Below are 26,435 nucleotides of genomic sequence, written 5' to 3' on the forward strand. Positions count from 1 at the left end.
GCCGGATATGCGCCTGATTCAATTTGAAAACGCCCTCGGTGAGCGCCAGGTCGGCGTCATCGATGGCTCGCACGTCCAGGTGTTGAAAGACACCCGCAATACCCGTGAACTGGCATTGGCGGCGATCCGCGCGCAGCGCAGCCTGCAAGAAGAAGTCGCCCGGCGCGGCACCGAGCCGGGCCCTGACTACGCGCAACTGTTGCAGCAGGGCAAAGTGCTGCCGCCGCTGGACCACGAAGACCCGGCCCATTGCCTCGTCAGCGGTACTGGCCTGACCCACCTGGGCAGCGCTTCGGCGCGGGACAAGATGCACCAGCACGACGGTGCCGTCGAAGCCGGTATGACCGACACCATGCGTATCTTCAAATGGGGGCTGGAAGGCGGAAAGCCGGCAGCAGGGCAGGTCGGTGCGCAACCGGAATGGTTCTACAAGGGCGACGGCAGCATCGTCGTGCGTCCCGGTGCGGACTTCCCCGTGCCGCCGTTCGCTGAGGATGCCGGCGAAGAGCCGGAACTGACCGGGCTCTACGTGATCGGCGACGATGGCCAGCCGTATCGCCTCGGCTATGCCTTGGGCAACGAGTTTTCCGACCATGTCATGGAGCGCCGCAACTACCTGTATCTCGCCCACTCGAAACTGCGTTTCTGCGCCTATGGGCCGGAACTGCGGGTCGGCGAGTTGCCCAGGCATCTGGCTGGCACCAGTCGCATCACGCGCAACGGCGAAACGATTTGGGAGCAAGAGTTTCTCAGTGGCGAGGACAACATGTGCCACAGCCTCGCCAACCTCGAGTTCCACCACTTCAAATACGCCCAGTTTTTGCGCCCCGGCGATGTTCATGTGCATTACTTCGGCACGGCCACGCTGTCGTTTGCCGACGGGGTGAAAACCCAGCCGGGGGATCGCTTCCAGATCAGCCTCGACGCGTTCGGCGCGCCCCTGGAAAACGGTATTGGCGAAAGTGCCAAGCCGTTGGCCATCGGCCAGGTCCGCACGCTCTGACCCCAGCAGGTCTGCAATCGATCAAGGAATCCGAAATGACCACGATACTCGGACACAACTACATCGGCGGTCGCCGTAGCGCCAACGGCACCCTGCAACTGCACAGCCTTGACGCCACTACTGGCGAGCCGTTGCCCGGCACCTTCTTTCAGGCGTCGGAAGCCGAAGTGGATGCCGCTGCCAAGGCCGCCGCTGCGGCTTACCCGATCTACCGCAACCTGAGTGCTGAAAAACGCGCCACGTTCCTCGATGCCATCGCTGATGAGATCGATGCCTGGGGCGATGAATTCGTCGCCACCGTGTGCCGTGAAACCGCATTACCGGCGGGGCGCATACAGGGGGAGCGCGGTCGCACCAGCGGGCAGATGCGTTTGTTCGCCAAGGTGCTGCGCCGGGGTGATTTTTATGGGGCCCGCATTGATCGGGCGTTGCCGGATCGCCAGCCGCTGCCGCGCCCGGATCTGCGTCAGTACCGCATTGGCCTCGGGCCGGTGGCGGTGTTTGGTGCCAGCAATTTTCCATTGGCGTTTTCCACCGCCGGGGGGGATACCGCTTCGGCGCTGGCCGCCGGTTGCCCGGTGGTGTTCAAGGCCCACAGCGGGCACATGGCAACCGCCGAATGGGTGGCGGACGCGATCATCCGCGCCGCCGAGCGCACCGAGATGCCGGCCGGTGTGTTCAACATGATTTACGGTGGCGGGGTGGGGGAATGGCTGGTCAAGCACCCGGCCATTCAGGCCGTGGGTTTCACCGGCTCGCTCAAGGGCGGCAATGCCTTGAGTCACATGGCGGCGACCCGACCACAGCCGATCCCGGTGTTCGCCGAGATGTCGAGCATCAACCCGGTGTTCCTGCTGCCCGAAGCGTTGACGGTGCGTGGCGAGCAGATCGCTGCGCAACTGGCCGGTTCGGTGACCTTGGGCTGTGGTCAGTTCTGCACCAATCCCGGACTGGTCATTGGCCTGCGCTCGCCGCAGTTCAGCAGCTTCGTGCAAACGTTTTGCGCGAACATGAATCAGCAACCGGCGCAGACCATGCTCAACGCCGGCGCCTTGAGCAGTTACAGCCGAGGACTTGCCGAGTTGCATGAACATCCGGGGCTGACCCACCTGGCGGGTAAACCGCAGCAGGGCAATCAGGCGCAGCCGCAAGTGTTCAAGGCCGATGTCAGCCTGCTGCTCAAGGGCGACCAATTGCTTCAGGAAGAAGTGTTCGGGCCAACCACCATCATCATCGAAGTCGAGGATCGGGCGCAGTTGGCGGCGGCGTTGCACGGCCTGCGCGGGCAATTGACCGCGACGCTGATCGGCGAGGCTGACGAGTTGCAGGAGTATCGCTGGCTGGGCGAGTTGTTGCAGGAGAAAGTCGGGCGGATTCTGCTCAATGGTTATCCGACCGGTGTCGAGGTCTGCGAAGCCATGGTGCATGGCGGGCCCTATCCGGCGACTTCGGATTCGCGGGGGACGTCGGTCGGCAGTTTGGCGATTGACCGCTTCCTGCGGCCGGTGTGCTTCCAGAATTATCCGGATGCATTACTGCCCGAAGCGTTGCAGAACGCCAACCCGATGGGGATTCAGCGGTTGGTAGATGGGGAGGTGAGCGCTACAGCGCTGTGATTTTCGATGGCTGAGCCGCTGTCATCGCGAGCAATCTCCCGCAGGGTTTGGCGTTGAGCACAACATTTGTGTGCGACATCAATCACGGTGGGAGCGAGCTTGCTCGCAATGGCTTACTCGGCAGCCACAAAAATCACCGGGCAACCAGCCTGGCCCGCTTCAACACCAACCACAACGCTGCCGCAATCAACACCCCGCCATAAACATGCGCCATCGACAGCGGCTCATCGAGGAACAGCGCACCCCACAACACACCGAACAGCGGAATCAGGAAGGTCGTGGTCATCGATTTCACCGGGCCGATCGAACTCAGCAAGCGGAAGTAAATAATGTACGCAAACGCCGTGCAGCCCAGGCCTAACCCCAGCAAGGACAGCCAGACACTCCAGCCACCCCAGCTCGCCGGTGGGTGGCTGATCACGCTATAACCGAACAGCGGCAGCAGGAACAACGTCGCGCCGAGCATGCTGCCCAGTGCCGACAAGCGGCTGTCGAGACCGCCCGCGTGATCGAGCCAGCGGCGGGCCAGGAATCCGGCAAATCCGTAGCAAGTGGTCGCGAGCAGGCAGGCGACGGCGCCCATCAGCAGTTCCATATCGAACGCCACCGGACCGGCACGGGTCAGCACGCCGACACCGAACAGCCCCAGGAACACGCCGCCGAGCTTGGCGCCAGTGAGCCTTTCATGGAAAAACAGGCCGCCGATCAGTACGCCCATCAAGGGCGTGGTGGCATTGAAAATCGACGAATAGCCGGCCGGCAGCACCTGCGCGGCCACCGAGTAGAGTGTCGCCGGAATCCCGGAGTTGATCACCCCGAGCAGCATCACGGTCTTGAGCTTGCCTTTGAAATCCCAGCTGATGCGCATCAGGCCGAGAATCACCAGCAGTCCGGCAGCGGCGATCGATACACGGAAAAAAGCGGTAGGAATGCTGCCGATCACCGGGGCGATGATGCGCATGAACAGAAAGCTCGCACCCCAAATGGCTGCCAGTGACAGCAAACGAAATGTATCGACGGGGTTCACGGCGCTCTCCTTCTTGAATCGGGACGAGAGTGTTGCCGAGCGCCCGATCGATGGCAACCGAAAAACGGGCATGCAACTTTCAAGGGGGACGATCACGCGACCGCGAAAATTACGCTTCTCCTGTACCCGCTTCACTGGCTAAGCTCAGGCTTCCCGAATTCCCGCAGAGGTCTCACCATGCCGCAGCAATGGCCAGCCGCCGACATCGCCCGTTTGATCCTCGATGGCTTTGACGATTACCGCGAGCATTTCCGCCAGATCACCGATGGCGCCAGGGCCCGTTTCGAGCAGGCCCAATGGCAGGAGACGCAAATTGCCTCGGCGGCGCGGATCAATCTGTACGAAGAAAAAGTCAGCGAAACGGTGGAACGCCTGCGCACGGCGTTCGATACCGACACGCTCGACGTCAGTTGCTGGCCGCTGGTGAAAAGCGCCTACATCAGCCTGATCGACCTGCGCTTCGACGATGAGCTGTCCGAGACCTGGTACAACTCGATTTTCTGCGGGCTGTTCAGCCATGACCTGATCAGCGACGGTTGCATGTTCATCCACACCACCCGGCCGAGCCTGCGCCGGGCCCGCGCCGCGCAAACCCGTACCTACAAACCCCATGGTCAGTTGTCGGGCATGCTGGCGAGCATCTTTGCCGACTATCGCTTCAGCGAGGAATACGCCGATTTGCCCGGCGACCTGCGCCGACTCGAGGCGCAACTGCGCGAGAACCTGCCGGACTGGGTCTGCAAGGACCCGGAGTTGAGCGTCGAGCTGTTTTCCTCGGTGCTTTACCGCAATAAAGGCGCGTACCTGGTGGGACGCATCTACACCGCCGATGAACAATGGCCATTGGCAATTCCGCTGCTGCATCGCGAGGGCCATGGTATCCAGATCGATGCGCTGATCACCGACGAGGCGGACGTGTCGATCATCTTCTCGTTCACCCGTTCGTATTTCATGGTCGATGTACCGGTGCCGGCGGAGTTCATCGGCTTCCTCAAGCGCATCCTGCCGGGCAAGCACATTGCCGAGCTGTACACCTCGATCGGTTTCTACAAGCACGGCAAGTCCGAGTTCTATCGGGCATTGATCAACCACCTGGCCAACACCGACGACCAGTTCATCATGGCCCCGGGCGTGCGCGGCATGGTCATGAGCGTGTTCACCCTGCCGGGCTTCAACACGGTGTTCAAGATCATCAAGGACCGGTTCTCGCCGTCGAAAAACGTCGACCGCGCCACGGTGATCGAGAAGTACCGGCTGGTGAAAAGCGTCGACCGCGTCGGGCGCATGGCCGATACCCAGGAGTTCGCCGACTTCCGTTTCCCTTTGAGCAAGTTTGAGCCGGCGTGCCTGGAAGAACTGCTGGAGGTCGCGCCGTCAACGGTGTCGGTGGAAGGTGACACGGTGCTGATCCGCCACTGCTGGACCGAACGGCGCATGACCCCGCTGAACCTGTACCTGGAAAACGCCAACGAGGCCCAGGTGCGCGAAGCCCTGGAAGATTACGGCCTGGCGATCAAACAACTGGCGGCGGCCAACATTTTTCCCGGGGACATGCTGCTGAAAAACTTCGGCGTCACCCGACACGGTCGGGTGGTGTTTTACGATTACGACGAGATCTGTTTCCTGACTGAAGCCAACTTCCGCCATATTCCGGCGCCGCGCACTCCCGAGGACGAAATGGCCTCCGAACCCTGGTATTCCATCGGACCGCTGGACGTGTTCCCTGAAGAGTTTCCGCCGTTTTTGTTCGCCGATTCGGGGCAGCGCAAGTTGTTCAATCAACTGCATGGTGAGCTGTACAACGCCGATTACTGGAAGGGGCTGCAAGAGGCGATTCGGGCGGGCAAAGTGATTGATGTGTTTCCATATCGACGTAAAGGCCTGGATAACGAATAACCCTCCATCAGACGCGAAATTCTGTAGGAGCCGGCTTGCCGCTCCTACAAGGGATCTCGTTCAACCTTTAAATCTGCGACAATCCCCGCCCTGCGCCACTAGACGACTGAATTGCGTACCCGATGACCGACGAATCGCCCTCCATCGACAAATTGCTGAAAAACCTCGATCACGCCATGCTCGCCGACCGCCACCGGTTGCGGCGGCAGTTGCTTGAACTGCGCAAGAAACCCGACGAGGCCAAGCTGGCCCAGTGGGTGACCCGCATGCAGGCGTCCTGTGATCAGGTGCTGGCGCGCAAGGCCAGCCTGCCGGTGATTCGTTACGACGACAGCCTGCCGATCGCCGCCAAGCGCGATGAAATCAAGGAAGCGTTGCTCAAGCATCAGGTGCTGATCATTGCCGGCGAAACCGGCTCGGGCAAAACCACCCAGTTGCCGAAGATCTGCCTGGAAATCGGTCGCGGCCAGCACGGTTTGATCGGCCACACCCAACCGCGCCGAATCGCCGCGCGCAGCGTGGCCAGCCGCGTCGCCGAGGAATTGGGCACGCCATTGGGGGCGCTGGTTGGTTATCAGGTGCGGTTCGAGGATCAGAGCGATGCCAATACCCTGATCAAACTGATGACTGACGGCATCCTGCTGGCGGAAACCCAGAACGACCGTTATCTGGAACGCTACGACACGATCATCGTCGACGAAGCCCACGAACGCAGTCTCAACATCGACTTCCTGCTCGGTTACCTGAAAACCCTGCTGCCGCGTCGCCCGGACCTGAAAGTCATCATCACCTCGGCGACCATCGACCTGGAGCGCTTTTCCAGGCACTTCGACGATGCGCCGATTGTCGAAGTGTCCGGTCGCACCTTCCCGGTGGACACCTGGTATCGCCCGCTGACTCTGGAGCAGGACGAAGAGGGCAACCGTGTCGAGGACGACTTGACCGTCGATCAGGCGATCCTCGCCACCCTCGATGAAATCGCCGCCTACGAACGCAGCGAACGCCGCAGTCCTGGCGACGTGCTGGTGTTCTTGCCCGGCGAGCGGGAAATTCGCGACGCCGCCGACATGCTGCGCAAGGCCCAGCTCAAGCACACCGAGATTCTGCCGCTGTACGCACGCCTGTCACCGGCCGAGCAGCAGCGGATTTTCCAGTCGCACCCCGGCCGTCGCGTGGTCCTGGCCACCAACGTCGCGGAAACCTCGCTGACGGTGCCGGGCATTCGCTACGTGATCGACAGCGGCACCGCGCGCATCAGCCGCTACAGCTACCGTGCCAAGGTCCAGCGCCTGCCCATCGAAGCCATTTCCCAGGCCAGCGCCAACCAGCGCAAGGGCCGTTGCGGTCGGGTCGAGCCGGGCATTTGCGTGCGTCTGTACAGCGAAGAGGATTTTCTCGGGCGCCCGGAGTTCACCGATCCGGAGATCCTGCGGACCAACCTCGCGGCGGTCATTTTGCAGATGCTGCATCTGCGCCTCGGCGAGGTCACCGCGTTTCCGTTTATCGAGCCGCCCGACGGCAAGGCCATCAGCGACGGTTACAACCTGCTGCAAGAACTCTCGGCGGTGGACCGCAACAGCCAGCTGACCCCGCTTGGTCGCCAGTTGGCACGATTGCCGGTGGACCCGCGCATGGGGCGCATGTTGCTCGAGGCGGCCAAGCTCGGCAGCTTGCAGGAAGTGCTGATCGTTGCCAGCGCCATGTCGATCCAGGACCCGCGCGAACGTCCGCCGGAGCGTCAGCAGGCTGCGGATCAGGCCCACGCGCAATGGAAAGACGCCGACTCGGACTTCGCCGGGCTGGTCAATCTGTGGCGTGGTTTCGAAGAACAGCGCCAGGCACTGACCGCCAGCCCGCTGCGTAACTGGTGTCGCAAGAATTTCCTGAATTACCTGCGCTTGCGTGAATGGCGTGATTCCCATCGCCAGTTGAGTCTGATCTGCCGCGACATGCAGCTGAGCCTCAACAAAGAGCCGGCGGATTACCCGAAACTGCACAAAGCCGTGCTGGTGGGCCTGCTCAGCCAGATCGGCCAGAAAACCGAAGACGGCGACTACCTGGGCGCCCGCCAGCGACGCTTCTGGATTCACCCGTCGTCGGGTATCGGCAAGAAGCGCCCGCAATGGCTGATGACCGCCGAACTGGTGGAAACCACCAAGCTCTACGCGCGCATGGTGGCCAAGATCGACGCCGACTGGATCGAGCCGCTGGCCGGACACCTGATCAAGAAAAACCACTTCGAACCCCATTGGGAGAAGAAGCGCGGACAGGTCGTGGCGTTCGAACAGATCACCCTGTTCGGGCTGATCGTGGTCGGTCGCCGGCCGGTGCATTACGGCCCGGTCGACCCGGTGGTGTCCCGTGAACTGTTTATCCGTGAAGCGCTGGTGCGCGGCGAGATTCAGTCCAGGGCCAAGTGCCTGACAGCGAACAAGCAGTTGCTGGAACAGCTCGACGAACTGGAAGCCAAGGCCCGCCGTCGCGATATCCTCGCCGATGAAGAAACCCTGTTCGCGTTCTATGACGCGCGACTGCCGGCGGAGATCCATCAAACCGCGACCTTCGACAGCTGGTACCGCATCAACAGCCAGAAAAACCCGCAGCTGCTGATCATGCGCGAAGAGGACGTGCTGGCCCGCGAGGCCAGTGAAGTCACCGCCCAGCACTATCCGGACACCCTGCACATCGGTGATCTGGAGCTGGCGCTGAGTTACCACTTCGAGCCGAACCATCCGCGCGACGGCGTGACCCTGCGCGTGCCGGCGCCACTGTTGCCGATGCTGCCACCGGAACGCCTGGAGTGGCTGGTGCCGGGTGTGATCGAAGCTAAATGCATTGCCCTGGTGCGTAACCTGCCCAAGGCGTTACGCAAGAATTTCGTGCCGGTGCCGGACTTCATCAAGGCGGCCTTGCAGCGCATGACCTTCGCCGAGGGCTCGTTGCCCCAGGCGTTGGGCCGCGAGCTGTTGCGCATGACCGGTGCCCGGGTCAGTGATGAAGCCTGGGCCGAGGCGGCGCAGCAGGTCGAAAGCCATTTGCGCATGAACCTGGAAATCGTCGACGCCCAGGGCAAGTTCCTCGGTGAAGGCCGTGATCTGGCTGAGCTTACCGCGCGTTTTGCCGAGGCCAGCCAGGCCGCGTTGGCCGTACCGCAAACCGCGAAAAGCCAGCAACCGGTCGAGCCCAAGGTGTTTGCCGCGGTCGCCGAGAAAACCCAGCAGAAGATCGCCGGGCTGTCGATGACGGTGTATCCGGCGCTGGTGGAAGAGGCGGGCACGGTCAAGGAAGGGCGCTTCTCGACGCCGGCCGAAGCCGAGTTCCAGCATCGTCGGGCCTTGCAGCGTCTACTGATGCAGCAACTGGCGGAACCTGCGAAGTTCCTGCGCGGCAAGTTGCCGGGGCTGACCGAACTGGGGTTGATGTACCGCGACATGGGGCGTGTCGACAGCCTGGTGGAAGACATCCTGCTGGCCAGTCTCGACAGCTGCATCCTCGAAGGCGAAGACCCATTGCCCCGGGATGGCGCCGCGCTCGCGTCACTGGCCGAGCGCAAGCGTGGGGCCTGGACCGAGCACGCCGAGCGCCTGGCGAAGCTGACCCTGGAAATTCTCAAGCTCTGGCATGGCCTGCAAAAGCGCTTCAAGGGCAAGATCGACCTGGCGCAAGCCGTGGCCCTCAACGACATCAAGCAGCAGCTCAGCCATCTGGTGTATCCGGGGTTTGTCCGGGAAACGCCGATGCAATGGCTCAAGGAGTTGCCGCGTTATCTGAAAGCGGTCGAGCAGCGTTTCGAGAAAATCGGCGCTCAGGTGCAGCGGGATCGGGTCTGGAGCGGCGAATTGTCCGGCCTCTGGACGCAATACCAGACCCGTGCCAGCAAGCACGCCCAGGAGGGCAAGCGCGATCCGCAACTGGAGCTGTATCGCTGGTGGCTGGAGGAATACCGGGTTTCGCTGTTCGCCCAGCAGTTGGGAACCAAGGTGCCGATTTCCGACAAACGCTTGAACAAGCAGTGGAGTCAGGTCGAGCCCTGACCCCCCACCCCCTGTGGGAGCAGGCTCGCTCCCACAAGAGGCACCTTTACTCTCGCCAGTGACGCCAAAACCCAAGGTTTATGGCAAACTTCGCGCCTATAAACGCCGGCCCCGCGGTTTTGAGCCTTCAGGTTCAGGCGGTACGGAATAAAGCGATGCCAGGTTTGCTTCCTGTGACCGGAACAATCCCTTTGTGTATTGGTACGGCGGTACCAATACTTTCTGCCTGAACAGATAGAGACACGACCATGCATAACGTCGTCATCAGCGGCACCGGCCTGTACACCCCGGCCAACAGCATCTCCAACGAAGAGCTGGTGCAGTCTTTCAATACCTACGTGGCGCAATTCAACGCCGACAACGCCGACGCCATCGCGCGTGGTGAAGTCGAAGCATTGACCGAGTCCAGCGCAGCGTTTATCGAAAAAGCTTCAGGCATCAAAAGCCGCTTTGTCATGGACAAGGAAGGCATCCTCGATCCACAACGCATGGCACCACGCCTGCCGGAACGCTCGAACGACGAATGGTCGGTGCTGTGCCAGATGGCCATCGGCGCCGCTGAACAAGCGTTGCAACGTGCGGGTAAAACCGCTGCAGACATCGACGGCGTGATCGTCGCCTGCTCCAACCTGCAACGCGCTTACCCGGCGATTGCCATCGAAGTCCAGGAAGCGCTGGGCATCCAGGGCTTCGGTTTCGACATGAACGTGGCGTGTTCTTCGGCGACCTTCGGTATCCAGACCGCCGCCAACAGCATCCAGGTGGGCCAGGCCCGGGCGATCCTGATGGTCAACCCGGAAGTCTGCACCGGTCACCTCAATTTCCGTGACCGCGACAGCCACTTCATCTTCGGCGACGCCGCGACCGCCGTGATCATCGAGCGTGCCGACCTGGCGACTTCCAAGTACCAGTTCGACATTGTCAGCACCAAGCTGCTGACCAAGTTCTCCAACAACATCCGCAACAACTTCGGTTTCCTCAACCGCGCTGCGGAAGAGGGCATTGGTGCCAGGGACAAATTGTTCGTCCAGGAAGGTCGCAAGGTGTTCCGTGATGTTTGCCCGATGGTGGCCGAGCTGGTTGCGACCCACCTGGAAGAGAATGCACTGAACGTCAGCGATGTGAAGCGCTTCTGGCTGCACCAGGCCAACCTGAGCATGAACCACTTGATCGTCAAGAAGTTGCTCGGTCGTGACGCGACCGAACAGGAAGCGCCGGTGATTCTGGATACTTACGCCAATACCAGCTCCGCAGGTTCCGTGATTGCGTTTCACAAGAACCAGGACGACCTGCCCGCCGGTTCGCTGGCGGTGCTCAGCTCGTTCGGTGCTGGTTACTCGATCGGCAGCGTGATTCTGCGCAAGCGCTGAGTCCAGCGGTTTCGCACCCCCTGTGGGAGCGGGCCTGCCCGCGAAGAGGCTGGCACATTCAACAGAAATGTTGTCTGAGCCACCGCCATCGCGAGCAGGCTCGCTCCCACAGGTGTTTCTACCCGCCCGTTTCAGGTCGCAACGTTCAGGTGTTTGCCTACGCTCGCCACAGCGTCGAGGGAATACTGCTTGCTCAGGTTGGCGATCATTTTGCTCAGGGCTTCACTCGTAGCCGATTGAGCCGTGGTGCTGTCGCTGGGTTGCTCGCGGCCGGCTTGCAGGGCGGCCTTAAGCTTATCGCTGCTGACGCCGCCGCTGCTGTCGCTGTCCAATGCCTTGAGCAAGGCGGCGCTGGTGTCGGTGCTGGTCGATGAATTGCCGGCCTGCAGTGCACTGCTAAGTTCGCTGGAGCTGATGCTGCCATCGCTGTCGGCATCAAGGCTGCTGAACAGTTCATCGCTGGACACTTGTTGCGATGGCGGCGGAGGTGGCGCCAGGCTGGCGGCCAGTTCGTCCTTGCTGACGGAGCCGTCCTGATCCTTGTCCAGGGCCGAGAAAATCTGGCTGCTGTCGGCGCTGCTGCCGGCATTGGTCAGGCCGTTGCTCAGTTCGTCGCTGCTGATGGAACCGTCGCCGTTGGCATCCAGCGCACTGATCATCGCGTCAGCCAGTTCGGTATTGGGTGCCTGATCCCCTTGCGGGGGCGGTGGAGGGGCCATGGCGGCCATCTCTTCACCGCTCAGGTTGCCACTGTTGTCGCTGTCCAGGTCGGCAAAATTCTTGCTCAGGTTGACCAGCAGACCGTCGTCGCTTTTCTGCGACAAAGCGCTCTTGAGTTCATCCTGATCCACCGAGCCGTCACTGTTGGTGTCGAGCTTGGCGAGCAGTTCTTTCTGGAACTGTTGCGAGCGCGCGCTGCTGGTGCTGGTGGTGGTGGTGGTGCCGGTGTAGCTCGTGTAGTTGCTGACGCTACCAATCATTGGGCTCACTCCTTGGAATGGAAAACCGGTGGGTGCACCGGCTTATGCAGCCTCAAGGGACAAGTTGTCGTGGGTATGTGGGGTTTGTAGCGGTCAGTACACATGCACAAGCTTTAGGCCAACATTGAACACCTGTGGGAGCGAGCCTGCTCGCGATGAGGCAGTGTCAGTCGACATCAATGTTGTTTGATACACCGCTATCGCGAGCAGGCTCGCACCACAGGGGCGATGGTGTGATTTTCAGGGGCGCGGCAGGCGAATGACTGCCGTCAGGCCGCCGCCTGGGGTCTCTTCCAGGCTTAGCTGCCCGCCCAGCCGTTCTGCGGCCTCGCGGGCGATGGTCATGCCCAGGCCCACGCCGCCGGAATTGCGATTGCGTGAACCTTCCAGGCGAAAGAAGGGTTCGAACACCGCTTCGCGTTGCTCCGCCGCGATTCCCGGCCCATGGTCGATGACCCGGATGATCAGCTGTTCGCGGTGGTCCTCAAGGCTGATCAGCGCTTGCCCGGCGTAACGCAGGGCGTTGTCCATCAGGTTGTTGATGCACGAACGCAAGGCCATCGGCTGCACCTGCAGCGGCGCGCAGTGACCGCTGGCCTGGACGTCGGCGCCCTGGTCCTGGGCGTTTTCGCTCAGGGATTCAATCAGCGCCTGCACGTCCATCCATTGTGGTGCTTCGCTGGTGCGTTGTTCGTGCAGGTAGGTGAGGGTGGCGTCGAGCATGCTGATCATGTCGTCCAGGTCCTGACGCATCTGGCCTTGCAGCTTGTCGTCGTCGATCTGTTCCAGTCGCAGCTTGAGGCGTGACAGCGGGGTGCGCAGGTCGTGGGAGACGGCGCCGAGCATTCGCGAACGCTGCTTCACTTGCTCGATGATGCGCCGTTGCATCTTGTTGAAAGTCTGCGCCGCCTGGCGCGCTTCCAGGGGGCCGGACTCTTCCAGTGGCGGGCTGTCGAGGTTCTCGCTCAAGCGTTCGGCCGCATCACTCAGGCGCTGGATGGGGCGGCTCAACAATTTGGCGCCATACCAGGCGGCAATGATCAGCGAGATCAACTGAAAGGTCAGCGGCACCAACGGCCCGCCGAACCACGGCCGAGGTGGCCGTTTCTCGAAGCGCGGGTCCGGTGCCGGACGTTGTCCGCCGATATCTTCGGAAAAGGCCGGAGGTGGCGGCGGGGGCGGCGGACTGTAGTAGTGAAACCAGGCAAACGCGAGCAGGTGCGCCAGGATGATCGCCACCAACAGCACGCCGAACAGGCGGCCGAACAGCGTATCGAAGCGCCCGCGCATCAGCCGATGTCTCTGGCGTCGAACAGATAACCCTCGCCGCGCACGGTCTTGATCAGCTGCGGCGCTTTAGGGTCATCGCCGAGTTTTTGCCGCAGTCGCGACACCAGCAGATCGATGCTGCGATCGAAGGCTTCGATCGAACGGCCGCGAGCGGCATCCAGCAGTTGTTCACGGCTCAGGACCCGGCGCGGGCGTTCGATGAACACCCATAACAAACGGAACTCGGCGTTGGACAGCGGCACCACCAGGCCATCGGCGGCGATCAATTGGCGCAGCACGCTGTTCAAGCGCCAGTTATCGAAACGGATATTGGCCCGTTGTTCGGTACGGTCGTCGCGCACCCGGCGCAGGATGGTCTGGATGCGCGCCACCAGTTCCCGGGGTTCGAACGGTTTGGCCATGTAGTCGTCGGCGCCCAGTTCCAGGCCGATGATCCGGTCGGTGGGTTCGCAGCGGGCGGTGAGCATCAGGATCGGGATGTCCGACTCGGCGCGCAGCCAGCGGCACAGCGACAGACCGTCTTCGCCGGGCAGCATCAGGTCGAGCACCACCACATCAAAATGCTCCGCCTGCATCGCCAGGCGCATGGCGGCGCCATCGGTGACGCCGCTGGCGTGGATGTTGAAGCGGGCCAGGTAGTCGATCATCAGTTCGCGGATCGGGACGTCATCGTCGACGATCAGGGCGCGAATGCTCCAGCGTTTGTCGTCGCCGGGCGCTTTTTGATCGTCGTTCAAGGGGGCTTGGGTGCTGTGCATGCGTGCGTTCATCTGCCAGGTAGGCTGCCAACCACAGAGTTAGGCGGCGAGGTTGTGGCTTCAGCATAGGCGTCCGGCCCGGAGGCGGGAAGTGCTGTAAGGACGTGTTGCGGCTGGCGAGGGTAGCGGGCAAGGGTGTTGTGGACGTGTCGTGTATGTACCGGGCTCGACACAATTGGCCCAGCGGCTAGGCTTGCCGGAGCGTTCTCGACGATTTACCGATCATCGGGTCCCGCAGTGGCGCTGGTTCCGCTACAATGCGCGCCGATTTCGACTTGCCTGAGAGCCCACTCATGTCCGCCTGCCAGACTCCTATCATCGTCGCCCTGGATTTCCCTACCCGTGACGCCGCACTGAAGCTGGCCGATCAGTTGGACCCGAAACTGTGCCGGGTCAAAGTCGGTAAAGAGCTGTTCACCAGCTGCGCGTCGGAAATCGTCGGTACCCTGCGCGACAAGGGTTTCGAAGTGTTCCTGGACCTCAAGTTCCACGATATTCCCAACACCACCGCCATGGCCGTCAAGGCTGCTGCGGAGATGGGCGTGTGGATGGTCAACGTGCATTGCTCCGGCGGCCTGCGCATGATGGCGGCCTGCCGTGAAGTGCTGGACAAGCGCACCGGGCCAAAGCCGCTGTTGATCGGCGTGACCGTGCTGACCAGCATGGAGCGTGAGGACCTGGCGGGTATCGGCCTGGATATCGAGCCGCAGGAACAGGTGCTGCGCCTGGCTGCACTGGCGGAAAAAGCCGGGATGGACGGTCTGGTGTGCTCGGCGCTGGAAGCCCGGGCCCTGAAGTCGGCGCATCCGTCCCTGCAATTGGTGACGCCGGGTATTCGTCCGGCGGGCAGCGCCCAGGACGATCAGCGCCGCATCCTGACCCCGCGTCAGGCCCTGGATGCCGGTTCCGACTACCTGGTAATCGGCCGTCCGATCAGCCAGGCGGCTGATCCTGCCAAGGCGTTGGCCGATGTGGTGGCCGAACTCGCCTGAAGATTGCAAACCCGCGGGAGCGAGCCAGCTCGCTCCCGCGGGTGTTTTGAGATCATTTCCAGGGCTGGGTTAAACCTTCAGCACCAACTTCCCGAAATTCTCCCCGCTGAACAACTTCATCAGCGTCTCCGGGAAGGTTTCCAGGCCTTCCACGATGTCTTCCTTGCTCTTGAGCTGCCCCTTGGCCATCCAGCCGGCCATTTCCTGCCCGGCGGCCGCGAATTGCGCGGCGTAGTCCATCACCACAAAGCCTTCCATGCGGGCGCGGTTGACCAGTAGCGACAGGTAGTTCGCCGGGCCTTTGACCGCTTCCTTGTTGTTGTATTGGCTGATGGCGCCGCAGATCACCACCCGCGCCTTGAGGTTCAAGCGGCTCAGCACCGCATCGAGAATATCGCCGCCGACGTTATCGAAATACACGTCGACGCCTTTCGGACATTCACGTTTGAGCCCGGCGATGACGTCTTCGTTCTTGTAGTCGATCGCACCGTCGAATCCCAGTTCATCGATCAGGAACCGGCATTTGTCCGCGCCGCCAGCGATGCCGACCACCCGGCACCCTTTGATCTTGGCGATTTGCCCGGCAATGCTGCCCACCGCGCCGGCCGCGCCTGAAAGCACCACGGTGTCACCGGCCTTGGGCGCACCGACGTCGAGCAGGGCGAAGTAAGCGGTCATGCCGGTCATGCCCAGGGCGGACAGATAACGCGGCAGTGGCGCCAGTTTCGGATCGACCTTGTAGAAACCGCGTGGCTCGCCGAGGAAATAATCCTGCACACCCAGTGCACCGTTGACGTAGTCCCCGACCGCGAATCCGGGATTGTTCGAGGCAACGACCTTGCCTACACCCAGGGCGCGCATGACTTCACCCAGTCCTACTGGCGGGATGTAGGACTTGCCTTCGTTCATCCAGCCACGCATGGCCGGGTCGAGGGACAGATATTCGTTTTTGACCAGGATCTGACCCGCAGCCGGTTCGCCGACCGGTATTTCTTGATAGGTGAACGTCTCGCGGGTTGCCGGGCCAACTGGGCGTTTGGCGAGCAGGAACTGGCGATTGGTCTGGGTAGTCATGACAGGCACTCAAGATGAATGAAGCCTTGTTGATAGCCCCTCATGACCATTGCCGCAAGTTGGGCTGATGCGGCGAATGCAGGTCGATCCAATGTAGTGATAGTTAGTACGGTCGTTCCATCACTGCAACTCATGGGCTGGCAACCGGCCTCTTGATAGTGCTGCCGTGCCCGGGACCGCCATGGCTAGACTGGGCAGACACCATCTCCCGCATCTCTAAGAGGACACAACAATGAGCATGACCTTTTCCGGCAAGGTCGCCGTCGTCACAGGCGCGGCCAATGGTATTGGCCGCGCGACCGCCCAGGCATTCGCCGCGGAAGGCTTGAAGGTGGTGGTAGCCGATCTGGACACGGCGGGCGGCGAGGGCACTGTGGCACTGATTCGTACGGCGGGTGGCGACGCGACGTTCGTGCGCTGCAACGTCACCGTGGAAAGCGATGTGAAAAGCCTGATGGAAGAGGTGATCAATACCTACGGCCGTCTCGACTATGCCTTCAACAATGCCGGTATCGAGATCGAGAAGGGCAAGCTGGCCGAAGGCACGGTTGACGAGTTCGACGCGATCATGGGTGTCAACGTCAAAGGCGTCTGGTTATGCATGAAATACCAGTTGCCGTTGCTGCTGGCCCAGGGGGGCGGCGCCATCGTCAACACGGCGTCGGTGGCCGGCCTCGGGGCGGCGCCGAAGATGAGCATCTACGCGGCATCGAAGCACGCGGTGATCGGCCTGACTAAATCGGCGGCCATCGAGTACGCCAAGAAAAAGATCCGGGTCAACGCGGTATGCCCGGCGGTAATCGACACCGACATGTTCCGTCGCGCTTATGAGGCCGATCCAAAGAAAGGCGAGTTTGCCAATGCCATGCACCCGGTCGGCCGCATCGGCAAGGTCGAGGAAATCGCCAGTGCCGTGTTGTATCTGTGCAGCGATGGCGCAGCGTTCACTACCGGGCATTCGTTGGCGGTGGACGGAGGTGTCACGGCGTTCTGAAGCCGGATACCTGTCAACAGACAACACCAAACCTGTGGGGGGTGAGGGCGTGTCAGTCGACATTTTTGTTGCCTGGACACACCACGATCGCCAGCACGTCCACTCCCACAGGTTTTTCATTTGTCTCAGGCTCAGTCAACGGCGTGCAATGTGTTTCAAATGGTTAGAGCCGAGGGTTTTGGTGGCGTTGTCGCACATTCCATCGAACACTCCTGTGATTAACTGTTTCCCGCGAAACCTACAGGAGTTGGCTTGCTCATGGAGTTGAGAATCGATCGACAGGCATTGGTGCCTGTGGTGCAGCAAATCGTCGACGCACTGAACTGCTGGCTGCGTTGCAATGAGGTATCTCCGGGAGCGCGGTTGCCCTCGGTCCGACAAATCGCGCGGATCAATTTGCTCAGTCAGGCCACTGTCATCGAGGCCTGCGAACGTCTGGTGGCGCAAGGGGTGCTGGTGTCGCGCCATGGCAGCGGTTTTTTTGTGGCCGCTGCGCAGCCAATGACTCAGACGCAGCCGGACACTTCGTGGTTTGAAGGGGCGCAAATCAAGCAAGGCCCGCGTTTGTGCGAGTTGAAACTGGGATGTGGCGGACTGCCTGAAAGCTGGCGCGAGACAGACGACCTGAGCTACGCGATCCGTGAAGTCAGTCGTACCGACATGGCCGGATTGTTCAATTACAGCACGCCGCTGGGCTTGCCCGCCTTGCGTCTACAAATCCTCAAACGCCTGCAACAGCTCGATATCAAAGCGGACGATAGCCGTGTCCTCACCACCGCAGGGGCCAGCCAGGGGCTGGACCTGATCGTGCGAACCCTGTTCAAACCGGGCGATTGTGTGGTGGTGGAAAGCCCTGGTTATCCCTTGCTGTTCGATTTGCTCAGGCTGCACGGGATCAGGATGCTTGAAGTGCCGCGAACCCCGTGCGGGCCAGACGTCATCGCACTGCAAGCGCTGCTGCTGAAACACCAGCCGCGTGGATTGTTCATCAATAGCTTCTATCAAAATCCGACGGGTAGCAGTCTGACGCTGACAGTGGCTCAGCGGGTGTTGCAGCTGGCGAAAACCCATGGCGTTCTGATCATCGAAGACGACGTCTATGCGGATCTGCACGGCAGTCCCGGTACGCGGCTTGCTGCGCTGGATGACAGCGTGATCTACGTCAGCAGTTACTCCAAGACCCTCAGCAGCTCCTTGCGGGTCGGCTTTGTGGTGGCCGGTGCCGAGCAGATTGCGCGTCTGGCGCAGGTCAAGATGATCAGCAGCATGGGCGCATCGCGGTTTTGCGAGTCGGTGCTGGCCTGTTTGTTGGCCAATGGCGCCTACCGCAAACTGGTGCAACGTCAGCGCCAACGCTTGAACAGCGACAGAATGGCAGCATTGCAGTTGCTCGAAGACGCCGATTGGGAAGTGTTCGGCAAACCCCTAGGCGGCTTGTTCATCTGGGCGCGATCCCGGATGACCGACTACGCTGGCGTGCGGACCCAGGCGCAACGCTTCGGTGTCTTGCTCTCTTCAACGACGGCCTTCAGCCCCGGCGGTGTGGCCAATGACTGGCAGCGGATCAATGTGGCCTATGCCTGTGATCCGAGAGCCCGGGCGTTTTTTCAGGCCACCGCTCCGGATCGACCTCAAGCGTTCTGAAAACGACGTTGGCGTAGCTTTTTGCCATTATTCCGACGCCAGAGACTTGTGTTGCTACAGACCCGTTGCGAATCTGCGTCTATTGATTATGGCAGGGGACTAAGTGCAATGATTTCGGCCGTGCAAGGACGTTTTGCCAACCTCGGTATGGCAAAAAAACTGGGTATCGGGTTTGTGCTGGTGCTGTTATTGACCGCTCTGGTTGCGGGTATCGGTGTCTGGTCCCTGCAAACCATCAGTCATCGTTTCGACGGGCTCAAGCAGATGTCGTCGCTCAACAGCGGTTTGCTGAAGGTGCGGCTGCTGGAGCAGGAATACGCCTTGCACGGTAACCCGAAAACCGCCGACGCCCTGCATGAAGGGCTTGACGGCCTGGTCGCCCTGGCGACCCAGCTCAAGGCGCAGTCGGCGGCCAATGTGCCGGTCATGACGGACGTCGAGCAGTCCCTGGGGGCTTATCGCAAGGCGTTTGACGAGTTCGTCTCGCTCAGTCAGGCCAAGGACCTGGCGCTGGAAATGGCCAGTTGGTCGGTGTCCAGCGTGGCCAACAACCTCGACGTGCTGCAGTCCGGTCTCGCCGATGACGGCACCTATACCTTGAAGAGCTCCGAGGGCAAGGACGGTGCGCAGTTCATCGAGCAAGCCAATCAGGTCAGCCAGGTGTCGCGCTTGATGCTGCAAGCCATGAACGAAGCCCGTGTACGTCTGGATCAGAGTCGCAAGGGTGACGACAGCGCGGGGCAGGGCAAGATCGAACAGGCCAGCCAGGCACTGACCCAGGCCGAGCAACTTAAAACCACGGTCAAGGATGAGGGCTACCAGACCGTGCTCAACGAAGTGACCGGTCATATCTCCAGTTTCAGTGACAAGCTCGCCGAGTACACCGGCCTGCTGGAGCAGGAAAAGACGGTGTATCAGCAGCTGCATCAACGGGCCGATCAAGTGGTGGCGCGGGTGGATCAGGCCTATGTAGCCGAAGATCAGTCGATGCAGACCGAACTGAAAGAGAATTCATTGCTGATCATCGGTTCCTCGGCATTGGCATTGCTGGTGGGACTGGTCGCGGCCTGGGTCATTACCCGCTTGATCGTGGCGCCGTTGCGCAGTGTGATTCGTGTGGCGCAGCAGATCGCCTCGGGGGATCTGAGCGGCACGGTCGAGGTGACTCGTCGCGACGAGATCGGTCAATTGATGCAGGCCATGCAGCAGATGGGGGCAGGGCTGAGTCATATCGTCAGCGGTTTGCAGGCCGGTATCGAGCAACTGGCAACGTCAGCGCAATCGTTGTCCGCCGTGACTGAGCAGACCAACCTCGAAGTCAGCAGCCAGAAGGAAGAAACCGAGCAGGTCGCCACGGCCATGAATCAGATGACCGCTACCGTGCACGACGTCGCACGCAACGCCGAGGAGGCTGCTCAAGCCGCGCAAACGGCGGATGGCAAGGTCGAAAGTGGGCAACAGGTGGTGCGCCAGAGCATGGCGCGGATCGAGCAATTGGCGGATTCGGCCACTTCGGCCAGTTCGAGCATCGAAAGCCTGAGTGCGGAAATCCAGAACATCGGCACTGTGCTTGGCGTCATCAAGAGCGTGGCCGAGCAGACCAACCTGCTGGCGCTCAACGCCGCCATCGAGGCGGCGCGGGCCGGGGAACAGGGCAGGGGCTTTGCGGTGGTGGCCGATGAAGTGCGCGCGCTGGCCAAGCGCACCCAGCAATCGACGGAGGAGATCGAACGGCTGGTCAGTGCCTTGCGCACGGCGGCGCAGAGGTCGGTACAGCAGATTCAGAGCAGTGGCGAGCTGGTGAAACTGGCGGTGAGCGATGCGCTGCAGACCGAGAGTGCGCTCGGCAGCATAGCGTCGGCGGTGTCCTTGATTCAGCAGATGAACCAGCAGATCGCTGCGGCTGCCGAGGAGCAGAGTTCAGTGGCCGAGGAGATCAACCGCAGTGTTACGAGTATTCGTGCCAGTGCGGATCAGTCTTCGTTGGCGATGCAGGGGAATGCCGCGTCCAGTATCGAGCTGGCGCAGTTGGGGGTTGAGTTGAAGGGGATGGTGGGGCATTTCAGGCTCTGAGGGTGGCCTGGCAACCGACCGTTGCGCGCGCGGTTGCGCCCTGCGCTGTTTGGCGGTTGTAAGCGATTCCCTGTAGCTGGGTTGTCGGGTCTCTGCACCGCAGCGATGGTCGTAAACGATAACGCGTATGAATAGGATAAACACGGCGCACTCGATGCCATCGCTGCAAGCCAGCTGCTACAGGGTATGCATGTTCACCGGGACGTGAACCAAAAAAAAGCCACCTGTCACGGTGGCTTTTTTGCGTTTGGTCGGTGATCAGTCGTAAATCACTTTTTTCTTCCAGTCCGCATCTGCCTCGACATCTTTGAGGCCTTCGGTCAATTGGTTCACTTCGCCTTCTACCGGCGCAATGCGGTCCATGACCTGGTCGTTTGCGCGGGCCAGGAGCTTTTCCAGATATTCCAGTTGTTCGGCGTAGAGCTGTGGTTCCTGCTGTTTGCGTAGGTATTGCACGCCACGTTCGAACGCAAGGCGCGCCTGACCAGGCTGGTTTTGTTGCAGGGAGTGCTGACCGAGGTTGTTGAAGAACTCAATGTGCAGCAAGACCAGGATATGGCGCACTTCCCGGATCCAGCGCTTGGCTTCGGTGGGCTGAAGAAAGCCGTCCTGCGCTGCGCGGGTGATCTGGCCGTGCAGGGCTTCGAGCAGAAAGCGTACGTCCTTGGCCTTGGCTTCGGTCTGGATCGGTGCCGGCGGGTTGTTGACCGGCATCCCTTCGCCCAAGGCTGTCAGTACCTCCAGCTCGGCAATCCGCGCCTTGAGGTTGGAACTGGTTTTTTCCAGGTTCAGCAGGCGCTGGCAGACGTTCAGTTCCAGGCGAGTCAACAGCAGCTTGAGCGCCGGTGTCATCAACTGGCCAGGGAAGGTCTCTGTGATTTCGCCGCAACGGCGCAGGCGATCGTTGAGTTCAACCTTGGTGCGGGCCCTTTCCACCTTATTGTTTTCCACCACATGGTTGATGTAGCCAATGGCGATCAAGAGTGCGATCCCGGCTACGACGAGCAGGGTGATCATGAGTGGTGTCACCGGTAAGACCTCTTTATTGGGTTCGCGTCCGAGTTTAGTGGCCAGGCATTTAAGCGCCTAGCGCCGCTCGACGAGTTGAATCGGCGTGGCTCAACCTTTATCGGTCAGTCCTTGCTTATATGAATACTGGCACCTCCTGAGCAGATTGCCATCATTCATGTCGTGGACTATAGCGTCTTGGCGAGTGTCAGAATATAGGCGCCAAACACCGGGCGGCGGAAAATCCGGATTGGGGCCGAAAAGCAGGGCGAAGTCATTGATTTAAATAAATTTATATCAGGGGGTTGACGACCTTCCAATCCATCCATAGAATGCGCGCCACTTGCAGCGTAAAGCACACAGCGAAACGAAGCAGGGAGTGAATGTTGTAGTGTGTCCCCTTCGTCTAGTGGCCTAGGACACCGCCCTTTCACGGCGGTAACAGGGGTTCGAGTCCCCTAGGGGACGCCAAAGCGGGAATAGCTCAGTTGGTAGAGCACGACCTTGCCAAGGTCGGGGTCGCGAGTTCGAGTCTCGTTTCCCGCTCCAATTTTAAACAGCGTTGCTTTCGGGCAAGGCTGAGTGAAACCAGAACCAAGTCTTCGGACGCGGATCTGGGCACCGAAACACACACCATGTGTTCCGGGCAGCGTGTCCCCTTCGTCTAGTGGCCTAGGACACCGCCCTTTCACGGCGGTAACAGGGGTTCGAGTCCCCTAGGGGACGCCATTTGCGGGAATAGCTCAGTTGGTAGAGCACGACCTTGCCAAGGTCGGGGTCGCGAGTTCGAGTCTCGTTTCCCGCTCCATATTTAACGAAAACGCCGCTCATTGAGCGGCGTTTTTGTTTGCGCGTGATTTATCTGCGAAACAGAAAAAAGGCCCGCCAGTCTGACTGCGCGGGCCTTTTTGCAGGGGCGGGATCTTACATCGACAGAATCAACCGGCCAGCAAACAGGATCAGGATCAGCCCCATGGTGCGTTCGAACCAGTGCCCCATGCGCATGAACAATACTCGCACCCGTGCGCTGGAAAAGAACAGCGCAACGATGACGAACCACAATGCGTTTACGAAACACATCCAGATACCGTACAGCGCCTGAATTTTCAGTGGGGTCGTGGCGCTGATGAGGGTGGTGAAGATCGCCAGGAAAAACAGTGTGGCCTTGGGGTTGGTGGCGTTGGTCAGAAAGCCCGTGGTAAAGGCTTTCAGCAGCGTTTGCTCGACGACCGGTTCGTCTGCGCTGTGGCCGCCTTCCGGCACGGTTTTCGGTTTGCTGCGCAGCAGGCTGACACCGAGGTACAGAATGTAGGCGCCGCCCACGACCTTGGCTACCGTCAACAGCCAGGGCGCGGTGTGCATCAGTGCGCCGACGCCCAACAAGGTGTACAGCACGTGTACGGAAATCCCCGCACCGATCCCCAGTGCCGTGCAAATCCCGATCACTCGGCCGAAACGCACACTCTGGCGAATCGTCACGGCGAAGTCTGGCCCGGGAGCGACCACCGCCAGAAAGTGAATCGTGGCCAAAGCCAGAAATTCGCCCAGGTAATTTGAAAGCATCTCAACTCCAGAAGGTCAGGGGGGAAGCGTTGCCGCGATAGCCGACAAAGAATGAAAGACTCAAGCGCGGATCGGCCACACCTGGCGTCACTGCGTGCATGCGCCGCGAATTGAACATGATGAAGTCCCCTGGTTCAGGGCTTATCTCCAGGGTTGGAGTGCCCAGCAGGGCCGGGTCGATGCCGTAACTGTCGCCACGCATTTCGTCGAACTGTTCCGGGGAAATGTCTTGGTCCCATATCTGCAGCGCGCCACCCTCACTGGGCATGTTCAGGTAAACATTGCAGGCGAACTGCGCTTCCAGGCTTCTGGCCTGGAAACTGTCGGGGGCGTCCTTGGCGAAAATGTCGTGATGAGCCAGGAAGCACACGTCTGGCTTCACCACTCGTGACAGGCCAACGTACATCTTGCGGCCGTAAAGGCTTTCCAGGTGTGCGCCGGCTGGCCAGGATTCGTCGAGCATGCAGCGCAGGGTGTCGACCGGGCAGGAGTAGGGGGCACAGCGGTTGCGTAACTCGGCGATGTTACGGGTGGCGCGGTCGAAGTAGTCCTCTATCAGTACTGGCTGGTTTTCCGCTTCGTAGAACGCCATGCCGATGCGGCCGATGCTCGGCGCGTTGATATAGCCTTCGAAACCTGGCGCGAGGATCTTGTCGCCAATCTGGATCGCCAGCGACCGGGGCAGCCAGCCTTTGAAACGGACGGCAAGGACTTCTTCATTGGCCAGTTTTTTTATGCACGCCTCATCGAGACGCTCGACTTCAAGCATCATGTCTTAGGTCCATCTATCAGAGAGTCAACGAAGCCCGCGAATGCAGGCTCCCCCGGCGTCAGGCGATGACATTGGCGTCATCGTCCGAATCCTCAGTCCACGTGGTAGTGAACCGACAGGATCCCTTTCTTCTGCGAAAGGGAAGCGATTGTGACTGCGCCCAGATCCTTCAGGCTGCGTACGTGGGTGCCGCCGCAGCCATAGGCGGGCAGTTCACCGAAACCGATTTCCCGGGCGCCCTCGCGTAGCGATGTCAGGCGCGGCAGGTCGCGGGCGATCCATTGTTCGATGCCGTGCTGAACTGCAGGGGCATCAACGTCTTTTGCCGATTCCGTGGGTTTGAACTGCACACGTCCTTCGCCTGGCCAATGATGGGCCTTGGTAGGCATCCAGCCCATGGCTTGAACAAAGTGGCCGATCAGGTGGCCGGCGGTATGCATGCGCGTGTTGAACCGACGACGTTGTTCGTCCACCCGGATCTGAGTCATGCCGGGTTTGATCGGCTGGTCGACAAAGTGAATGATCCGATCGGGATCCTGAACCACGCGTAATACCTGGCTTTCGCCGATCCATCCGGTGTCGCAGGGTTGCCCGCCACCCTGAGGGTGAAACAACGTTGCGCGCAGCACCACGGCGAATTCGTTCTCGTGGGGCGTGCAATCCAGGACTTCCACATTGGCCTTGAGGTCATCACTATGGAAAAAGAGGCGAAGCGTCATATTCCATGCTCGTATGAATGTTTCCATTTTTCATTATATGGAGCCTGGAATTACGTGATAATCCGTTCAAACATCAAAGGACTGTTGCGTTGTGAGCATAAATCTTCCACTGCCGTTGCTCGGTGAAATGGCGATTTTCGTCAAGGTCGTCGAGACCGGCAGCTTCTCCGAGGCGGCCCGGCAGCTGGGCTCTTCACCTTCGGCGGTGAGCCGCAGCATTTCGCGTCTGGAAAAGGCACTGGCCACTCGCCTGCTGCAACGGACCACACGCAAGTTGCGATTGAGCGATGGTGGCGAGGAAGTCTTCAAGCGCTGCCAGGAGATGGTCAATGCCGCTCGGTCAGTCATGGAAATCAGTGGTCAGTTCACGGATGAACCCGAGGGTGTGGTGCGTCTCAGTGTGCCGAAAGCGGTGGGGCGGATCGTGATTCACCCGCATATGCCGGAGTTTTTACGTCGCTATCCCAAAGTGGATGTGGAGCTGTTGCTTGAGGATCGGCAGGTGGATCTGATCGACGATCACGTCGACCTGGCGATTCGCATCACCGACCGACCCCCTGCGGGCCTGGTGGGGCGGCAGTTACTGACGATTGACCATTTGCTTTGCGCGACGCCGCAGTATCTGGCTGAACACGGAACCCCGACTCATCCCCATGATTTGCTCAACCACAGCTGCATCTACCTGGGTGAAACGCCGAGCGATGCGCGCTGGAAATTCAAGAAAGGCAACAAATCCGTGACTGTGGGCGTGCGCGGGCGATACGCCGCCAACCACACGGGTGTGCGTTTTGGCGCGGTATTGCAGCACATCGGCATAGGCAGCCTGCCGTACTTTACGGCGCGCCGTGCCTTGGAGAAGGGATTGATGGTGCAGGTGCTGCCGGACTGGGTTTTTCTGGCGTCCTACCACGGCGGTGCCTGGTTGCTGCATTCGCCCACCCGCTACCTGCCTCCCAAGCTGCGGGTGTTGATCGATTACCTCGTGGAGTGCATGGAGAAAGAGCCGACCTTGGGCAAACCAGGGAAGCCGGGCAAACTGGCTACGGCGGTATCGGAGTATGAGTTGCCCGAGAGTGACGGTTTGTTTTAGGGCATTAAAAAGGCCCGCATGGTTGAACATGCGGGCCTTTGTGTTGCTGAACGCGGATCAGTGCTTGCTGTCCTCATTCGACAACGCCAGCAGCTGTTTTTCCTGGTTCCAGTCGAAAGGTTCGTCGTTCTGTTCGGCTTCGAAACGACGCTCTTCCAGGGCCTGGTAAAGGTCGATTTCATCGTCGGGCATGTAATGCAGGCAATCGCCGGCGAAGTACCACAGCAGGTCGCGCGGGACCAGGTGGGCGATTTGTGGGTAGCGGGTAATCACCTGGCACAGAATGTCCTGGCCCAGGTATTGGCTTTCGATCGGATCGACCGGCAGCAATGCACGCAATTCGTCAAAGCGCTCCAGGAACAAGGCATGGCTTTCTTCGGGAACCTGGTCGGCCTCACCTACGGCGACCAGGATGCTGCGCAGGTGGTCGAGCAGAACGAGATGATCGGCAACGATGTTGGACACGAGATAAGTCCTCAAGAGCAAAACGGGCGCAGGAGTATAAAGCTCCTGCGCCCTTTTTTCACTTGGA

At 60.6% G+C, this 26,435-nt stretch carries 20 protein-coding genes, 4 tRNA genes and 1 pseudogene; 15 read left to right on the forward strand and 10 right to left on the reverse strand.

Annotation, left to right across the window (positions count from 1 at the left end; genetic code table 11):
* The first annotated feature begins 7 nt into the window (after positions 1-7).
* The gene (gene araD1, locus F7R06_RS19080) at positions 8-1,003 is read left to right on the forward strand and encodes an AraD1 family protein (protein ID WP_090317591.1); all 996 of its coding nucleotides are present in this window, start codon (positions 8-10) and stop codon (positions 1,001-1,003) included.
* Between the two features lie 35 nt (positions 1,004-1,038).
* Entirely contained in the window at positions 1,039-2,619 is a 1,581-nt protein-coding gene (locus tag F7R06_RS19085) for an aldehyde dehydrogenase (NADP(+)) (RefSeq protein ID WP_090317594.1), read from the forward strand.
* Positions 2,620-2,752: 133 nt separating this feature from the next.
* On the opposite strand, the gene F7R06_RS19090 is transcribed toward F7R06_RS19085, so the two are convergent.
* Complete coding sequence (locus tag F7R06_RS19090; RefSeq protein WP_090317597.1) at positions 2,753-3,646, reverse strand: DMT family transporter; 894 nt, start codon at positions 3,644-3,646, stop codon at positions 2,753-2,755.
* 177 nt (positions 3,647-3,823) lie between these two features.
* Here F7R06_RS19090 and aceK point away from each other — a divergent pair, with 177 nt between their 5' ends.
* The 3 genes from aceK to F7R06_RS19105 all read left to right on the forward strand — a co-directional run bounded on the left by aceK (position 3,824) and on the right by F7R06_RS19105 (position 10,946).
* Positions 3,824-5,542 carry a bifunctional isocitrate dehydrogenase kinase/phosphatase gene (gene aceK, locus F7R06_RS19095; RefSeq protein WP_090317601.1) on the forward strand — a complete coding sequence of 573 codons (1,719 nt, stop codon included), beginning with the start codon at positions 3,824-3,826 and terminating at the stop codon, positions 5,540-5,542.
* Between the two features lie 122 nt (positions 5,543-5,664).
* On the forward strand, positions 5,665-9,576 hold the full coding sequence (gene hrpA, locus F7R06_RS19100; RefSeq protein WP_090317606.1) for an ATP-dependent RNA helicase HrpA: 3,912 nt from the start codon (positions 5,665-5,667) through the stop codon (positions 9,574-9,576).
* 248 nt (positions 9,577-9,824) lie between these two features.
* A complete protein-coding gene (locus F7R06_RS19105) occupies positions 9,825-10,946 on the forward strand; it encodes a beta-ketoacyl-ACP synthase III (protein WP_090317609.1) in 1,122 nt (373 codons plus the stop codon).
* A 131-nt stretch (positions 10,947-11,077) separates the two neighbouring features.
* Here F7R06_RS19105 and xopAW read toward each other — a convergent pair whose 3' ends face one another.
* The 3 genes from xopAW to F7R06_RS19120 all read right to left on the reverse strand — a co-directional run bounded on the left by xopAW (position 11,078) and on the right by F7R06_RS19120 (position 13,974).
* Entirely contained in the window at positions 11,078-11,926 is an 849-nt protein-coding gene (gene xopAW, locus F7R06_RS19110; protein WP_090317612.1) for an EF-hand domain-containing protein, read from the reverse strand.
* 240 nt (positions 11,927-12,166) lie between these two features.
* Positions 12,167-13,216: a sensor histidine kinase gene (locus F7R06_RS19115; protein WP_090317616.1), complete on the reverse strand. Its 1,050-nt coding sequence runs from the start codon at positions 13,214-13,216 to the stop codon at positions 12,167-12,169.
* Entirely contained in the window at positions 13,216-13,974 is a 759-nt protein-coding gene (locus F7R06_RS19120; protein WP_047526906.1) for a response regulator, read from the reverse strand. The genes F7R06_RS19115 and F7R06_RS19120 overlap by 1 nt, the downstream gene beginning before the upstream one ends.
* A gap of 293 nt (positions 13,975-14,267) precedes the next feature.
* Here F7R06_RS19120 and pyrF point away from each other — a divergent pair, with 293 nt between their 5' ends.
* The gene (gene pyrF / locus F7R06_RS19125) at positions 14,268-14,966 is read left to right on the forward strand and encodes an orotidine-5'-phosphate decarboxylase (protein WP_162493922.1); all 699 of its coding nucleotides are present in this window, start codon (positions 14,268-14,270) and stop codon (positions 14,964-14,966) included.
* 69 nt (positions 14,967-15,035) lie between these two features.
* Here pyrF and F7R06_RS19130 read toward each other — a convergent pair whose 3' ends face one another.
* Complete coding sequence (locus tag F7R06_RS19130; RefSeq protein ID WP_090317623.1) at positions 15,036-16,040, reverse strand: NADP-dependent oxidoreductase; 1,005 nt, start codon at positions 16,038-16,040, stop codon at positions 15,036-15,038.
* Positions 16,041-16,272: 232 nt separating this feature from the next.
* Between F7R06_RS19130 and F7R06_RS19135 the strand changes: the two genes are divergently transcribed.
* The 4 genes and pseudogenes from F7R06_RS19135 to F7R06_RS31530 all read left to right on the forward strand — a co-directional run bounded on the left by F7R06_RS19135 (position 16,273) and on the right by F7R06_RS31530 (position 20,751).
* Positions 16,273-17,034, forward strand: a complete 762-nt coding sequence (locus tag F7R06_RS19135; protein WP_090317626.1) for an SDR family oxidoreductase — start codon at positions 16,273-16,275, stop codon at positions 17,032-17,034.
* Between the two features lie 258 nt (positions 17,035-17,292).
* Positions 17,293-18,678 carry an aminotransferase-like domain-containing protein gene (locus tag F7R06_RS19140; RefSeq protein ID WP_090317630.1) on the forward strand — a complete coding sequence of 462 codons (1,386 nt, stop codon included), beginning with the start codon at positions 17,293-17,295 and terminating at the stop codon, positions 18,676-18,678.
* A 987-nt stretch (positions 18,679-19,665) separates the two neighbouring features.
* A pseudogene (locus F7R06_RS31525) lies at positions 19,666-19,842 on the forward strand (HAMP domain-containing protein); the annotation flags it as partial.
* A 204-nt stretch (positions 19,843-20,046) separates the two neighbouring features.
* The gene (locus tag F7R06_RS31530; protein ID WP_425415192.1) at positions 20,047-20,751 is read left to right on the forward strand and encodes a methyl-accepting chemotaxis protein; all 705 of its coding nucleotides are present in this window, start codon (positions 20,047-20,049) and stop codon (positions 20,749-20,751) included.
* 258 nt (positions 20,752-21,009) lie between these two features.
* Here F7R06_RS31530 and F7R06_RS19150 read toward each other — a convergent pair whose 3' ends face one another.
* A complete protein-coding gene (locus F7R06_RS19150) occupies positions 21,010-21,768 on the reverse strand; it encodes a hypothetical protein (protein ID WP_245706671.1) in 759 nt (252 codons plus the stop codon).
* A gap of 386 nt (positions 21,769-22,154) precedes the next feature.
* Between F7R06_RS19150 and F7R06_RS19155 the strand changes: the two genes are divergently transcribed.
* The 4 genes from F7R06_RS19155 (at position 22,155) to F7R06_RS19170 (ending at position 22,567) form a co-directional block, all read left to right on the forward strand.
* Positions 22,155-22,230 (forward strand) — tRNA-Glu (locus F7R06_RS19155).
* Positions 22,231-22,232: 2 nt separating this feature from the next.
* Positions 22,233-22,308 (forward strand) — tRNA-Gly (locus F7R06_RS19160).
* A gap of 104 nt (positions 22,309-22,412) precedes the next feature.
* Positions 22,413-22,488, forward strand: a tRNA-Glu gene (locus F7R06_RS19165).
* Between the two features lie 3 nt (positions 22,489-22,491).
* A tRNA-Gly gene (locus F7R06_RS19170) sits at positions 22,492-22,567 on the forward strand.
* A 116-nt stretch (positions 22,568-22,683) separates the two neighbouring features.
* Here F7R06_RS19170 and F7R06_RS19175 read toward each other — a convergent pair.
* The 3 genes from F7R06_RS19175 to F7R06_RS19185 form a co-directional block, all read right to left on the reverse strand.
* On the reverse strand, positions 22,684-23,322 hold the full coding sequence (locus tag F7R06_RS19175; RefSeq protein WP_090317639.1) for a LysE family translocator: 639 nt from the start codon (positions 23,320-23,322) through the stop codon (positions 22,684-22,686).
* 1 nt (position 23,323) lies between these two features.
* Positions 23,324-24,094, reverse strand: coding sequence for a 2OG-Fe(II) oxygenase (locus F7R06_RS19180; protein ID WP_090317643.1), 771 nt, complete (start codon positions 24,092-24,094; stop codon positions 23,324-23,326).
* 92 nt (positions 24,095-24,186) lie between these two features.
* Positions 24,187-24,813: an alanyl-tRNA editing protein gene (locus F7R06_RS19185; protein ID WP_090317646.1), complete on the reverse strand. Its 627-nt coding sequence runs from the start codon at positions 24,811-24,813 to the stop codon at positions 24,187-24,189.
* Between the two features lie 91 nt (positions 24,814-24,904).
* Here F7R06_RS19185 and F7R06_RS19190 point away from each other — a divergent pair, with 91 nt between their 5' ends.
* Positions 24,905-25,903 (forward strand): LysR family transcriptional regulator, encoded by a 999-nt coding sequence (locus tag F7R06_RS19190; protein WP_090317650.1) that lies wholly within the window; start codon positions 24,905-24,907, stop codon positions 25,901-25,903.
* A 57-nt stretch (positions 25,904-25,960) separates the two neighbouring features.
* Here F7R06_RS19190 and F7R06_RS19195 read toward each other — a convergent pair whose 3' ends face one another.
* The gene (locus F7R06_RS19195; RefSeq protein ID WP_047526931.1) at positions 25,961-26,368 is read right to left on the reverse strand and encodes a PA2817 family protein; all 408 of its coding nucleotides are present in this window, start codon (positions 26,366-26,368) and stop codon (positions 25,961-25,963) included.
* Positions 26,369-26,435 lie beyond the last annotated feature (67 nt).

It is taken from the genome of Pseudomonas moorei (genome assembly GCF_008801475.1).
Classification (GTDB): Bacteria; Pseudomonadota; Gammaproteobacteria; order Pseudomonadales; family Pseudomonadaceae; genus Aquipseudomonas; species Aquipseudomonas moorei.

What these genes read in the sequence shown, in the direction of transcription:
- araD1 (WP_090317591.1), top strand. Translation starts at nt 8, where the DNA reads ATGCGCCTGATTCAATTTGAAAACGCCCTCGGTGAGCGCCAGGTCGGC.
- F7R06_RS19085 (WP_090317594.1), top strand. Translation starts at nt 1,039, where the DNA reads ATGACCACGATACTCGGACACAACTACATCGGCGGTCGCCGTAGCGCC.
- aceK (WP_090317601.1), top strand. Translation starts at nt 3,824, where the DNA reads ATGCCGCAGCAATGGCCAGCCGCCGACATCGCCCGTTTGATCCTCGAT.
- hrpA (WP_090317606.1), top strand. Translation starts at nt 5,665, where the DNA reads ATGACCGACGAATCGCCCTCCATCGACAAATTGCTGAAAAACCTCGAT.
- F7R06_RS19105 (WP_090317609.1), top strand. Translation starts at nt 9,825, where the DNA reads ATGCATAACGTCGTCATCAGCGGCACCGGCCTGTACACCCCGGCCAAC.
- xopAW (WP_090317612.1), bottom strand. Translation starts at nt 11,926, where the DNA reads ATGATTGGTAGCGTCAGCAACTACACGAGCTACACCGGCACCACCACC.
- F7R06_RS19115 (WP_090317616.1), bottom strand. Translation starts at nt 13,216, where the DNA reads ATGCGCGGGCGCTTCGATACGCTGTTCGGCCGCCTGTTCGGCGTGCTG.
- F7R06_RS19120 (WP_047526906.1), bottom strand. Translation starts at nt 13,974, where the DNA reads ATGCACAGCACCCAAGCCCCCTTGAACGACGATCAAAAAGCGCCCGGC.
- pyrF (WP_162493922.1), top strand. Translation starts at nt 14,268, where the DNA reads ATGTCCGCCTGCCAGACTCCTATCATCGTCGCCCTGGATTTCCCTACC.
- F7R06_RS19130 (WP_090317623.1), bottom strand. Translation starts at nt 16,040, where the DNA reads ATGACTACCCAGACCAATCGCCAGTTCCTGCTCGCCAAACGCCCAGTT.
- F7R06_RS19135 (WP_090317626.1), top strand. Translation starts at nt 16,273, where the DNA reads ATGAGCATGACCTTTTCCGGCAAGGTCGCCGTCGTCACAGGCGCGGCC.
- F7R06_RS19140 (WP_090317630.1), top strand. Translation starts at nt 17,293, where the DNA reads ATGGAGTTGAGAATCGATCGACAGGCATTGGTGCCTGTGGTGCAGCAA.
- F7R06_RS31530 (WP_425415192.1), top strand. Translation starts at nt 20,047, where the DNA reads ATGACCGCTACCGTGCACGACGTCGCACGCAACGCCGAGGAGGCTGCT.
- F7R06_RS19150 (WP_245706671.1), bottom strand. Translation starts at nt 21,768, where the DNA reads ATGATCACCCTGCTCGTCGTAGCCGGGATCGCACTCTTGATCGCCATT.
- F7R06_RS19175 (WP_090317639.1), bottom strand. Translation starts at nt 23,322, where the DNA reads ATGCTTTCAAATTACCTGGGCGAATTTCTGGCTTTGGCCACGATTCAC.
- F7R06_RS19180 (WP_090317643.1), bottom strand. Translation starts at nt 24,094, where the DNA reads ATGATGCTTGAAGTCGAGCGTCTCGATGAGGCGTGCATAAAAAAACTG.
- F7R06_RS19185 (WP_090317646.1), bottom strand. Translation starts at nt 24,813, where the DNA reads ATGACGCTTCGCCTCTTTTTCCATAGTGATGACCTCAAGGCCAATGTG.